10 protein-coding genes are annotated in these 12,981 nt (G+C 40.2%); 3 read left to right on the top strand and 7 right to left on the bottom strand.

What is annotated here, in order from left to right:
* Window positions 1-5 precede the first annotated feature (5 nt).
* The gene (gene mtaB / locus BLP52_RS01430; RefSeq protein WP_091708047.1) at window positions 6-1,391 is read left to right on the top strand and encodes a methanol--corrinoid protein co-methyltransferase MtaB; all 1,386 of its coding nucleotides are present in this window, start codon (window positions 6-8) and stop codon (window positions 1,389-1,391) included.
* 158 nt (window positions 1,392-1,549) lie between these two features.
* Here the strand turns inward: mtaB and BLP52_RS01425 are convergent, their stop codons facing one another.
* The 7 genes from BLP52_RS01425 to BLP52_RS01395 all read right to left on the bottom strand — a co-directional run bounded on the left by BLP52_RS01425 (window position 1,550) and on the right by BLP52_RS01395 (window position 11,153).
* On the bottom strand, window positions 1,550-3,481 hold the full coding sequence (locus BLP52_RS01425) for a hydantoinase/oxoprolinase family protein (RefSeq protein ID WP_091708045.1): 1,932 nt from the start codon (window positions 3,479-3,481) through the stop codon (window positions 1,550-1,552).
* Between the two features lie 226 nt (window positions 3,482-3,707).
* Window positions 3,708-4,718: a methylcobamide:CoM methyltransferase MtaA gene (gene mtaA, locus BLP52_RS01420; RefSeq protein WP_091708043.1), complete on the bottom strand. Its 1,011-nt coding sequence runs from the start codon at window positions 4,716-4,718 to the stop codon at window positions 3,708-3,710.
* Between the two features lie 226 nt (window positions 4,719-4,944).
* Window positions 4,945-5,130, bottom strand: a complete 186-nt coding sequence (locus BLP52_RS01415; RefSeq protein ID WP_023846069.1) for an MM0924 family protein — start codon at window positions 5,128-5,130, stop codon at window positions 4,945-4,947.
* 102 nt (window positions 5,131-5,232) lie between these two features.
* Window positions 5,233-8,064, bottom strand: coding sequence for a DEAD/DEAH box helicase (locus tag BLP52_RS01410; RefSeq protein ID WP_091708041.1), 2,832 nt, complete (start codon window positions 8,062-8,064; stop codon window positions 5,233-5,235).
* On the bottom strand, window positions 8,061-8,930 hold the full coding sequence (locus BLP52_RS01405; protein WP_091708039.1) for a metallophosphoesterase: 870 nt from the start codon (window positions 8,928-8,930) through the stop codon (window positions 8,061-8,063). The genes BLP52_RS01410 and BLP52_RS01405 overlap by 4 nt, the downstream gene beginning before the upstream one ends.
* A 34-nt stretch (window positions 8,931-8,964) precedes the next feature.
* Complete coding sequence (locus tag BLP52_RS01400; RefSeq protein WP_238380675.1) at window positions 8,965-9,378, bottom strand: stage II sporulation protein M; 414 nt, start codon at window positions 9,376-9,378, stop codon at window positions 8,965-8,967.
* 65 nt (window positions 9,379-9,443) lie between these two features.
* Window positions 9,444-11,153, bottom strand: coding sequence for a sensor histidine kinase (locus BLP52_RS01395; RefSeq protein WP_091708035.1), 1,710 nt, complete (start codon window positions 11,151-11,153; stop codon window positions 9,444-9,446).
* Between the two features lie 509 nt (window positions 11,154-11,662).
* Here BLP52_RS01395 and BLP52_RS01390 point away from each other — a divergent pair.
* Both BLP52_RS01390 and BLP52_RS01385 read left to right on the top strand, forming a co-directional pair.
* Complete coding sequence (locus BLP52_RS01390) at window positions 11,663-12,448, top strand: helix-turn-helix transcriptional regulator (RefSeq protein ID WP_091708384.1); 786 nt, start codon at window positions 11,663-11,665, stop codon at window positions 12,446-12,448.
* Between the two features lie 256 nt (window positions 12,449-12,704).
* On the top strand, window positions 12,705-12,896 hold the full coding sequence (locus tag BLP52_RS01385) for a TRAM domain-containing RNA chaperone (protein WP_091708033.1): 192 nt from the start codon (window positions 12,705-12,707) through the stop codon (window positions 12,894-12,896).
* Window positions 12,897-12,981: the final 85 nt, after the last annotated feature.

Raw genomic sequence — 12,981 nt, 5'->3', positions numbered from 1 at the left:
CAGAAATGGTAAAAAGATACACATCACTTGCATACAAGAATGCTGACGACATGATCTTCGGTAAGTCAGTATACCCAGTAAAAGCAGAACTCGGATTAGAAGTAGGTGCAGGATACGTAACTGGTGAAGTTAACTACGCACCAAGGCCTGAAGCTGGTGTCTCCAAAGAGAAACTCGTTTCAGAATACCGCAGACTCACAACTGACATTATGGCAAGAGCTGTACAGGTCGGTTTCCCAGGTATCTCACTCGAGACAGAACACGTAGAACAGATGACCAACAACCCAGACTGGGGAGGAGAAGTCGCACACGTCCAGAAGACCATCATGGAAGAATACCATGAGGAATATGGAATCAAGACAGCTCTCAGACACACACCTGGTGACATCCGTGAGAACCGTGACCTCCTTGCACTTATCGGCGCAAAGTATGACACCCTTATGGAGTCATTCGAAGCTGTAGCAGATGCTGGAGCAGACTTCCTGTCCATCGAAACAATGGGCGGTAAGGAAATTCTCGACTACGCAATCCTCAGGAACGACATTCCTGGTCTCGTATATGCAATTGGCTGCCTCGGCTCAATTGACATGACTATGATCTGGGAAGACATCAGGAAGATCGCAGACAAGAAGGGAAGAATTGCAGCTGGTGACACAGACTGTTCACAGGCAAACACCGCTATGTTCATAGCAGGTGGTCTCCTCGACAAGAACCTTGCACACACCATTGCAATCATCGCAAGAGCAATCTCCGCACCAAGGACACTCGCAGGATATGAAGCAGGTGCTCAGGGTCCAGGAAAGGACTGTGGATACGAGAACACAATCGTAAAGGCAATCACAGGATGCCCAATCGCTCAGGAAGGAAAGACCTCAACCTGTGCACACTCTGATGTAATGGGTAACCTTGTCATGCAGTGCTGTGACCTTTGGTCAAACGAATCTGTAGAATACCACGGTGAATTCGGTGGTACCTCTGTACAGTGCTGGTCCGAGTCCCTTAACTACGATGCAGCAATGCTCAACGTAGCAACCGAGACAGGCAACGCAAAGATGCTCCGTGACATCCTCGTACTCTCTGACAAATACAGAGACCCACAGGGATACGTCCTTGCATACGACAACGCATACTCAGTAGCTGAAGCAATCGCAAAGGATGGAGACGACCTCTACCTCCGTGCAAAGAACGCAGCAATTGCATGCTGTGACATCCTGAACGCAGCAGACAAGAAGAAACTTGTCATGTCCAAGTTCGAGACAAACGCACTCAACGATGCAAAGGCAGCACTCGATGCAATGACCGACGAAGCCGACACCTTCATGAGCGACAGCATGGAGAAGTACAAGGCAGAAGTCGCTGTATTCAGACCAGACGACAACTACAAGTTCTAAGTCTAGAAGCGAAACAAGTTCTTTCGGAACTTGTTCCTTTTTTCTTTTTTAGTTCATCAATTAATTGGCTTACTGTAAAGTCTGCTTTTATCAGAAATATAGCACTGCCACTCTAGTTATATTAATTCACCATACGAATTAAAAAATAAAAAAGTAGGTTATTTTATGAATCTCTTGGGATAACCTATGCCTGTGATCTGTATCACAGTTTCAACCGGATCATGTTTCCAGTCTTCAGGAGAAAAAGTATTTTTTGTCATCTTGATATCTAGATTGTCTCTGCTGACACCACATTCTCCCATATATTCAACAACCATTTTCTGTCCGTAATCCTCGGCAAATTCCACAGCTTCCCGATAATCTGAAAAAGTATTTCTTCCTTCCGGGGAAAATACATAATATCCTGCATCAAGGTCATTGATAGATACTGGTCTGACTATAAGTTCTATTCTTCGGATACCTTTTCCAAAGAGAGCTCCTGCAGCATTACCTACCTGGGCATATTCAGGAACAATAATATCTGCATCTATAATTCTTTCCATGATCTCCTTATATGCTACTACCGGCCCGCCAAGAAGAACAACAGGAATATCAACTTTAAACCTTGCATTGAATTTTCCATCGACAATCTTCTTTATCCCGTTTCTTTCAATATCAGGTAACATATAATTCATAAGGTTGAAAGCCATATTCTTTGCAACTATCTCTTTTACCTTCATGCTGAATTCAACGGCAGTCATTTTATCCAGTTTTCCAAGTTTTTCAGCACCTATCTCCGATGCTTTAGAATCCCATGAGTTGTACTCTCCAAGAACATGAAGAGCATCTGATGGAGTGAAGCCAATAGCCTGAATAAGTCTTTTCTGTATAAGGGAGTCCAGTATAACAGTTGAAGGGTAGCGAGTAGAAATTGCAGCAATTTCATCCAGGCTCATTGGTTCATTACAAATGGCTTTGAGTACTTCTGCTTCAGAATCTTCAAGTCCTTTAGGGACAAACCCCGATCTCATGAAAAATTTAGTAGGCTGGATATTTCTGTCAAGAACACTTCTCTTAGGAATTAAGTTTCTTTTAAGTTTATCCAGAAATCCAGGATACTTTGATGATGCAAGACAGAGAGGCATTACTCTTCGCGGTCCAATGTGGATCACTTTGTTGCGTGTCCAGACATGACTGTCGCCACCCATTGCAGATGTTTCCATCCTTGTTGCACGGACACGGGTTTTCCATCCACCTACAACTGCTCCGGTGTCAGAAAGTTCAGGAATTCCATCTATTATGGCAGATACATCGGTGCTGGTTCCACCAACATCTACAACTGCACATGTGTCAAGTCCTGAAAGGAATGAAGCCCCAACAAGACTTGCAGCAGGCCCTGAAAATATCGTTTCCACAGGTTTTTCCAGTGCATCTTTCAAACCAACAACCGTGCCGTCACATTTCAACATCAAAAGACGTGCATCGATCTCTCTTCTTTTGATCTCGTCTATAACTGACAGGATGAATTTATGGGATATTGGAAGCAGCTGCGCATTAAGTGATGCAGTTACAGCACGCTCATAAGCCCCAAGGTCTTGTGAGAGCTCATGACCACAAACCACAGGCAATCCCGTGGTCTCATGAAGAACTTTTGTAATTTCTAGTTCATGTTCAGGGTTCCTTACACTGAAAAATGAAGATACAGCAAAAGCTGAAACATCATCCTTATACTTTCCAGCAAATTCCTTTACTGCAGCAATGTCAGGTTTTTCTATTTCTTCTCCATTATAACTATGTCCTCCTGATATCGAAAGTACATGTTTTGCAGGAAAATCTCCTTTCACGGGATGTTCACCTACCAGTATCAGGGCAACAGGACTTCCGGTTCCTTCAAGCACTGTGTTCGTTGCAAGAGTAGTCGAAACTGATACCAGGTTTACTTTTTTCGCATATTCAGGATCAAGAGTATCGATTGCATTTTTAATTCCCTCTACAAGATCCGGATATGTTGTAAGCGCTTTCCCTGAGCCGACCACGGTTCCATCAGAGTCCCTTACAAGAATAGCATCAGTATACGTACCGCCAGCATCAATTCCTAGACTATAGTGCATAATATATCTCCTTTTTTACAATGCAAAAGAACCAAAGTTAAATTTGAAAAGACGTGCAGTTGTGCAAATAACCTTTGATCAATAAAAGATGTGTTCAGGTTATATTAAAGATTTATGTTAACGCCGAAGACTGAAAACGACAGCAATAAACGTCAAATCAATGATGCTGAAGAAAAAAAGAATATGGCATGACCATAGCAGAACTATGGCATGCTATTTAAAAAATTTATGCGTAGTATTCGTCTCTTGCTTCGACCATTGCCTTAAGGTTTGCAACTGGGGTGTCAGGTGCAATTCCACAGCCTGGTGCGAGAACATCGATTCCGTCTTCGAGAGCCTTTGTTGCTGCTGCCTTTACAGCTGCTTCGTCGCCTGCGAGAAGTACGAATGGGCTTGATACATTACCGCAGATAGTGACTTTGTCTCCTACCTTTGCTTTTGCGCCCTTGAGGTCCTTTACCTTCTCTTCGATACTGATAGATTCGAAGTGGCAGTCTGCCATCATTTCAAGGATTGGGGTTACGTCACCACAAACGTGGAGAATCATTGGGCCCTTTACACCATCAGCGAATTTCTGAAGGCATGGCTTGAGCATCTTGTCGAATGTGTCAGGAGCCATGAGGTCAGGGGATGATACTGGGTCTGGTACACTTATTACGTCTACTCCTGCGTCGAAGAGTGCGTTTGCGTACTCGATACATGCATCACATGCGAAGTCGAGGATTGTCTGGAAGTCTTCTGGCTTCTTGATTGACCATTTCATGAACTTCTTTACACTTGCGAGGTCGGATGCGAGTGTTACAGGACCTTCCATACCAGCGATGATAGGTACTTCGTCTCCTACTTTGTCTCTGATGAGCTTCATTGCTTCCATTACGACAGGGATTCTGCCTACTGTAAGGAGATTCTCTGGCATAGCAAGGTTGTCAACACCCTTTGGGTATGGGTGGTCTGTGACTGATGGCTGTCTGTTCTTTGTACCCATGTTGACTTCACAGCCCATTGCTTCTGCAAGTACTGTGAGACAGTATGGAGCTCTTACACCCTCAAGACCACATACTTCGTATGAAGCGATTGCGAGGTCTGCCATCTTCTGTGCGTCGCTGTGTGCCTCTGGCCATGCTGCACCTGTCTGGTCCATAAGCTCAACAATAGCGGACTGTGTAACAGTACAAACAGGTACTTTGTCGACTTCTTCACCTTTTAATGCTTTGAGTAATCTTTCTTTCATGTTCATAATGAATCCTTCTCTGTTGAGTAGATTTTAGTCACCTTGATTTGCGTTACATCAGATATAAAACTATTGGATTAAAGCAGGGGGATGCAGAAAATGAAAAAAAATTCAAATTAATAACCATTAACAAATCAGAAATATACGGGACAAGTATGACCAATAGGCAAATAGTTTATTAAAAATAAGAAAAGGATATTAAGATAAAATTACCATTCATAAATATTTCAGTTTACTTCTTTTCATCGCTCCATATGGCAATGATCTTATCAATGGCAATGTGTGTGTATTTATTTTCATCCTTGATTGTCAGCACGCCGTCTGCGCATGCTTCAACAACTCCATAGAACCTGTCTGGACCGCCACAATAAATGTCTATCTTTTTTTGCAGATAGTGCTCAACTATAAAAGATTGCATTTTATTCCTCCCGGCTCAAGACTGGTAATCTTCAGCCGTTTTATATTTGTTTTATATTGATATAAGATTGTCTATTCAGGTAATCTCATACATAAAAGCAATTCAGCTCCAGAATCTCTTGTTCTTGGCATAGTTCCTTTCAGCTACCAGAATGTCACGATAGAATGCTTCTTCATCATGTCGCATTTTCTGTATCACACGGGTTGCCATTTCAGGTCCCACACCTCTGCTTGCAAGTGCTATTACTGCCATTTTTCCATGTGTCATGACAATATTCGCATTCCTGTAAACCCTGCGGATACGTTTGATATCCTCCTTTGCAGTGACCTTATCCTGCTTTCTGACAAGTTTGATCTCCTCATCTTCCCATGGTTTGAGTGCAGCCACCATCCCGGAATCACAAACCGGGCATATTATCTTATCAGGAACATTCTTCACCTGTCTTCTTGATGTCCATTTCTTGCAATGCACACAGAAAAGGATAACATTGTCATTCATAATACGTTCTTTCAGAGCCATAACAATTGACCTGTCAGCTTTCTCAGGAGCCACAAGGTCACGTTTCATAGAGAAACCCGAACTTCCTATAGGTGTTGACTTGCTCACCACAAGGCGGATCTCACCTTCAGCCATCCTTCTAAGTATATCCGTAACTCTTTCAACATCCAGCATATCATGGAAGATCTCCCGGATAACTTCGTCATACATTGCAGTATCACGATATATCTCAAGCAGCTTCTTCATGCTAATCCTGTCATAATCAATATCCTTGCTAAGGGCACCGAACTTCCTGGCAACATGCACCATCTTCCACTTCATCAGTGAAGTGTTCTTCAAGGTCATTTCAATAATAGGTTCAATATGTTCCGGCTGAATATCCTGCAAAAGTGTTTCAATTTCCTTAGCCTTGATCCTGCGTGGCAATGTCATCTTTATCCTGTAAGGGTCGATCTCCTGTGCCACGCTGCTTCCATATCTTGCAGCCAGCAGTGATGTCAGCACCTTTGCAAGCGTTTCGTTGGCATTGTGTCCGATGCAGGTGTTTATTAACACTGCATCCCCATCATTCTCAATAACGAACATATTTTGGTCGGGGAGTGGATAACCACCTTCAACATGTTCTCTGATTATGGAAAGAAGCTCTGTCAGGCTTTCGGGGTCAATTGGGTACAACGCAGCCAGTTTAGTGGCTATTTCCTCGTCTTCATTTTCTTCAAGGATCATACCTGCAATTATAGAACGAATATTTGCAACTTCCTGAGCGACCTCAAAAGGAACAGGGATCTCTTCGCCTGTCCAGCTCGGTATTTCTCCCATGCCTCTGACCGGTTCAACTTTTATTCTGTTGCGGTCGCTTATCATCTCTATGACACGCCACATGTCTCCTTTTGTAATGAAAACCGCACCAGGTGTTGCAAAATTAATAACAAAAGCCTCATCAAGAACTCCAACCGGTCTGCCGGTTACAATATCAAATATTTCGTATTTCTTCTCATCCGGTATCATGGAAAGATTATCGTAATAGTATTGCCAGCTCTTCCTTCTGCGGCTGATATTATCGGAACCTTCTTCTTGCCAGACCATACGGTAATCCTTTATCTGAGCTATTACTTTCCTGAGAACCTCGATCCGAAGGTTCCTGAAAGGATAGGCACGTTTTAAGATGCTGTATATCTTATCAATTCCGATATCTCCAAAATCAAGAACGATACCTGCAAGCTGATTTGCCACAACATCCAGTGAATTCATGTGCGGAGAAATAGATTCAACCTTTCCTTCAGTGGCAAGTTTACAGATTGCCATGCTTTCTGCCACATCATCGGCATCCATTGCAATGATTGTACCTCTGGAAACTTCATGTATCCTGTGACCTGCACGTCCAACACGCTGCAAAAGTCTGGAAACCTGTCTAGGTGAGCCATACTGGACAACGTGGTCCACGTTGCCGATATCAATTCCAAGTTCCATTGACGATGTACAAATTAGTCCCTGAAGGTCACCGTTTTTGAATGATTCCTCTGCCTCGATACGTGAATCCACAGACAATGAACCATGATGAACTCCAATTGGCAGTTCCAGCATATTAAATCCGGCAGCGAGTGCTTCAGCACTCTGTCTTGTATTCACGAAAACCAGCGTGGAAACATTATCCAGAACAATATCCCGAACACAGCGTATATGTGCTGCAAAGTTCACATCGCATGCCAGCTTCTTTGAGAGCGTAATGTCATCATCAGTAACCTGCGGGCTTACAACACTGAAATCCAGCAGCTTTAGCAGGGAAACCGAGATTATGGACACCTCTCTTTCAGAACCTGCAAGGAACTTTGCAACTTCCTCAGGATTACCTACAGTGGCTGAAAGCCCGATTCTCTGGAACTCTCCTGAAAGTTCCACAAGTCTTTCAAGTCCAACCGCAAGCTGTGTTCCTCTTTTTGAGGATGCCATTTCATGTATCTCATCCACGACAACATGAGTTACATAGGACAGGTTCTTTCTCAGGCGTGAACCGGTAAACATCGCCTGCAAAGTTTCAGGTGTTGTGATCAGGAAATCAGGTGGTTTGCGTGATTGTTTCTGTCTCTCATATTGGGAAGTATCTCCGTGTCTTACCTGGACATCGATACCAAGTTCCTTTCCCCACCATTGTATTCGGGAAAGCATGTCACGATTAAGAGCCCTTAGGGGTGTGATGTAAAGAGCTGATATTCCTGTCCTTTGCTCCTGGGTTTTGGCAAGAATGGCATGGAATATGGGAAGAACTGCAGATTCGGTCTTTCCTGAACCCGTTGGAGCAATAAGGAATGTATGATCACCTTTCAGGATATAAGGAAACACTTTTTCCTGAGGTTCAGTTGGTGCTTTAAATCCCTGTTTTTCCAGAGCGGTCTGAATTCTCGGATCAAATGAATCGAATATGTTGTCAAAACTCATTTTCCGCTCCCTTTTTGTTCCTTTTTCTTTGAACCTTTACGTTTTATCCTCGTGCGAACCTTGCTTTCCTCAAGTTTTCTTATGTTCTTCAGCTTTCCCAGTTGGGTTCCATCAAGCAGGTATGCCTGTGCATTATCGATATCAACACCGCGTGATGAGAATAATGGTCCCAGAAGATCATCATGCAGCGATTCATTGAAAGCCACACCTCCACATAGTTCATTGAAGGATGGTACGATTATCATTTCAGGATCATTCCAGTTCTCACTGTCCTTTTCAAGTTCAAGACTGCTGAAATGTTCCTGCAGAACAGGGAGGTTCAGGCGTGTCCTTATCCAGCTCTGTTCTACCATGGCATAGCCAAGTGAATCGGTAAGACGGATTGTAGGATGGTTGTGCGCAGTGATGATGTATTCAGCTTTGAACATTTTAGGGTCCGGCCACGTATGTCCGTGAAAATAACCTACGTCTTCAATAATGGCTCCCCTTGCAGGATGCACGGTTATGTTTTTCCTGTCCGGAAGCAGATACTCTATTCCTCCGTCGTGGTTTCCGGGGAATATTTCCACATCTGCATGGTCGGAAAGTACTGAAAGGAAATATGGTATTTCGTCTCTTTCCTGCCATGATATTTGTGGCACGTTATGTTTTACATCTCCAAGCAGAATAATTCTTTCAGGAGCCACTTGGTCGATGTATTTCAGAATCCTTTCAAGGCCGTATTTCATGCGGCTTGGTATGGAAAATCCACTTCTGTAGAGGTCCCATTCAATTCCCAGATGGATATCGGCAACTACCAGTGACTTTGTTTCGTTGCTTACCACAAGGGCAGGTTCATCAATAAGCGGATCAATTTGAATTGTCATTGTAACGATTCTTTTCTCAAATTAGCTGTTGTCCTTAGCTATTATCCTTTTCATTCAGGCGATCTATTTTCTCTGACATCTCAAAGACAACCTTTTTCAGTTCATCGATATCATCCTCAAGTTCGAGGATCTTATTGTACATCGGACTTCTGTCATCTTTAATTGCCTGTTCCTGAGAAAACCGCTGCTTGCTCGGGAATACATACACATAGGTGAGCCACATTCCAAGAAATGCTACTATGAAAAGTGCTGCAAGGAACAGCAGGTAATGAGGAAAAAGCGTCCTCATGAAACTATCACCTGAATTATAATACTGCAGCCTTGTGATCATCAGGAAATTGAGCAGGGAAAAAAGAAACATGGTTTCCCCTACTATTATCAACAATCCTCCAATTCTTGTTGACATCTTTCGCTGTTTTGGTACCAGTTTTTGAAATACTGAACTCATTAAAGATAATATGACATTTATCTATTATTATATTATGCAACTAGGGTGAGTATGTATTGATATTCTTAGTCAAGATGTTGATTAACTTCTTTGAATGAACCCGAAGGCACACTAATCTCGAATCTGGCACCTTGACCATACACACCATTTTCACGGATTTTCAAACCACTAATCTCAAGCACTTCCCTGCAAAAGAAAAGCCCCAGTCCTGTGTTTGTTCCAAAGTTTCTTTCAAAGATTTTATCTTTATTCTCGTCAGGAATGCCAATGCCATCGTCAGTATATACTACATTAAGTCCATCTTCTGAAAAGTCATAAAAGAACGAGAAAGAATTAACATTCTGACCATGCCTCAATGAGTTCTCTATGAGGTTATAGAGAACTTTCTTGAGCATCTTATCAGTATAGATAAGAATATCTGGTTCCGGATAATTTAGTGATTTGCCTTCTGTAATGAACTTGAACTCATCATCCTCCAATAAAAGAGATATGTTCTGCCATAAAGGTTCAGTGGTTCCTAAGTCCTGATATTGGGCTGTGAATGATATTAATTTAGAAGTCATATCAGCACAATAAGCAATGTGTTCAGCCATTTTATTGAGTTCCGGATCATCCAGTTCCCTTATAAGCAGTTCTGCAAAACCATTTGTCCCATTGGTCATGTTCAGGATGTCATGTCGAGTAATACTATTCATTAGATTCAGTTTTTTATTTGATTCTTTAAGCGCATTTTCTGCTTTACGCAGCGAAGTAATATCATATATTAGCCCGACAACAACATTGGAACCTTCGGCATTACACACAATATGGGCATGAACCATAAAATGAAGTAGACCTTTATTTTTACGATGAAAACTGAATTCAGTAGTTAAATGACGTTCATCTGTTATTTGGGTACATCTTTTATCAGTATCTGGCATGTATTCATTTGTTATTTCAAATGAATTCCAGATTTCTTGTAATTTCTTCAATATATCTATTTCAGGTCTAAGCAGTCTTTCAAGAGAATCATCCCAATGATATGTATCTGTGTTCAAATCCATATACCAGAGACCTGCTTTTGCAGAACTTGCAGCAAGAGAGTAGCGGTTGGCAATATTCTGTGATTCTATCTTTGCTTTATCGAGTTCCTGCGTTGATCTCTGAAAATTAAGTAGAATGAATGATAGACTTACATCTAAGATCGTTATTATACCAATAAGCATTAGAAGCAGGTTAAATGTTGATGGAGAGAATAGATTACGGCTCGCAAAATTTGAAAACCAGTCTCCAAGTCTCACTACAAGAGTAAACATATAAAGAACATAACCTGCTGCAAGGAGTCTAGAAAATAATTTTCCAGTTGAATTGGACTTAGTCAAAAGAACCTTTAGTATTAAGATTATTAATATGATGCTTGATATCGAATAGATGCTGTTGCGAATCTCTGCACTATCAACATATTCTGTAAAATAATAAAGGCTTATTATCAAAGGAAAAGAAAGGAAATATATTTCACGGCGTAATCTGTGGTTTGTGAAATAGAGCTTCAGTGCATCCAGTACTAAGACAAAGTACAAAACCGAAAGTGTATTAGCAATGGTAATTGTTAGAAAATCCGGGAGAGTATCCCTGAATATAAATAGAATTTTTGCTATGGATGCTACAAAAAGTGAAAGTGTCCATTCATAAAATCCTGGATAGGTCTTTTGTGTTTTCCAATAAAAAAAGTAAATTAATGTTAAAATAACTTGAGTTATAAATAGGCTAATGTATAATGATTTAATATCCAACATCCATTATTATTTGTGTTGTACTAATTATATAATTGTAGTTATTCACTCTTTTTATATTTGCGGATAATTTATAATATTTTTACGCAGCATACCAAAATGATTAAACCTCATGAGGATTTTTTGCTGTACTTATACTTAACAATGATATATATCACATCATTTAAATATGAGAATGAATCAGCCTGAACCTTTCACATCTTTCCAGAATTACCTTAGTACAAAGTATAGCAAATTGAAGAGTTTTTCAAATGGAACATTGTCGTTCACAGGAAGAAAAACTGAAGTTTGATTTATAGATGCCGAATCTTAAGAATGGGAAACCATTTAATTTGAATGTTCATTTTAGGACAAGCTTGTGCATATAGCAATCATATATTCGGATATTTTTATAATTATGTCATATACAAACAGACGTAATTACCATTCACTGATTTGATTTAAATAAAATCGGTACATAAATGCGCATCAAATTAGAAGATAAATAATACCTGTTCATGGGTGTGGATTTAGTGAAAAAACGGTTACTTGATGTAGCATTTGCTTCTGAAAAGAGGATGAATGTGCTATTATTTTTGCGTAATGGTGCAAAAGAGATGGATACTCTTCTAGAGTTAATGGACACGAACAGAAATTCATTGCTCCCTCAAATGAAGATTCTGGAAGAGCATTATCTGATCATTCACTACAATGACACCTATGAGTTGACAACAATTGGAAAAGTTGTTGTTGATGATATGATCCCTTTACTGGATAAAATTGGTGTTTTTGATATTGATATTGATTATTGGGGAAGCCGGGATCTTGATTTCATTCCCTCTCCTTTATTAGATAAAATAGGTCAGCTTAATGATTGCAAAATAATAACCCCGCATATTACAGAATTGTTCTCCGTGCACAAATCTTTTAACATGGATTATAAGGTATCGCCTCAGGTCTATGTAGTTACTACTACACTCTACCCCAATTTCGATTCGATCATCGAAGAACTGCTTGAAAGTAATGTCGATTTCTACTATATAGTTTCTCAGGAATTACTTAACAAGCTGAGAACAGAATATCAAAAAGAGATTACAAGTTTCATTAATAATGAGTTCTTCCACATGTATGTTTACACTAAAAAGATGAAATTCTTATATTTTACATTTGATAGTGTCCACTCTCTGATAAGTGCGTTTAATAAGAAAGGGGTTTTTGATCATAAGTTCATGTTATGTCAAGGTCAGAGTGCAGTTGACTGGACAAAAGAGCTTTATGATCATATTCTTAAAGATTCAATAGCTGTGACTGAGATTTAACTAATATTCTCCTTTTTTATCTGTGGATATTTGTAGATAAAGAAAACAGAAATGTATCTCATTTGCATATGTACTATCATATTTATATAGTATCCGAACTTAGTAAGTATGCTTTTAGAGGCTTTAACTACTTTGATAATTATAGGTCTAGATAGTATTACCTTAACCGTATTTACTGTTTTTTCGTATCTTTAACCAAATGGTTGTATTCTTTTTAAGCTAATACTTAAAGGACGTGAAATATTTGTTTAATAACATGCAGTCAAATGCTCCAGTAGAAGCTGGAGAAAGCTATGATGTAACTATCGAAGATATCGCAAGAGAAGGCGATGGAATTGCAAGAGTAAGCGGATTTGTTGTTTTTGTACCAGAGACAAAAGTCGGCGACGAAGTTACAATTAAAGTTACTAAAGTACTTAGCAAGTTCGCATTTGGCGAATTAGCTTAATTCTTTCAATTAATAATTAATATGTAATGGAAAATCTAAATATTGATTTTCCTGTTTTATTTTTTCTATTGAGTTTTGTTTTATC

This window comes from Methanolobus vulcani, assembly GCF_900100715.1.
In the GTDB taxonomy this organism is placed as follows: Archaea; Halobacteriota; Methanosarcinia; order Methanosarcinales; family Methanosarcinaceae; genus Methanolobus; species Methanolobus vulcani.
Note: the sequence above shows the minus strand (reverse complement) of the source record. Positions and strands in the feature narration are given on the sequence as shown.

Coding starts and splice junctions, on each gene's coding strand:
- mtaB (WP_091708047.1), top strand. CDS start 6: ATGGTAAAAAGATACACATCACTTGCATACAAGAATGCTGACGACATG.
- BLP52_RS01425 (WP_091708045.1), bottom strand. CDS start 3,481: ATGCACTATAGTCTAGGAATTGATGCTGGCGGTACGTATACTGATGCT.
- mtaA (WP_091708043.1), bottom strand. CDS start 4,718: ATGAACATGAAAGAAAGATTACTCAAAGCATTAAAAGGTGAAGAAGTC.
- BLP52_RS01415 (WP_023846069.1), bottom strand. CDS start 5,130: ATGCAATCTTTTATAGTTGAGCACTATCTGCAAAAAAAGATAGACATT.
- BLP52_RS01410 (WP_091708041.1), bottom strand. CDS start 8,064: ATGAGTTTTGACAACATATTCGATTCATTTGATCCGAGAATTCAGACC.
- BLP52_RS01405 (WP_091708039.1), bottom strand. CDS start 8,930: ATGACAATTCAAATTGATCCGCTTATTGATGAACCTGCCCTTGTGGTA.
- BLP52_RS01400 (WP_238380675.1), bottom strand. CDS start 9,378: ATGAGTTCAGTATTTCAAAAACTGGTACCAAAACAGCGAAAGATGTCA.
- BLP52_RS01395 (WP_091708035.1), bottom strand. CDS start 11,153: ATGTTGGATATTAAATCATTATACATTAGCCTATTTATAACTCAAGTT.
- BLP52_RS01385 (WP_091708033.1), top strand. CDS start 12,705: ATGCAGTCAAATGCTCCAGTAGAAGCTGGAGAAAGCTATGATGTAACT.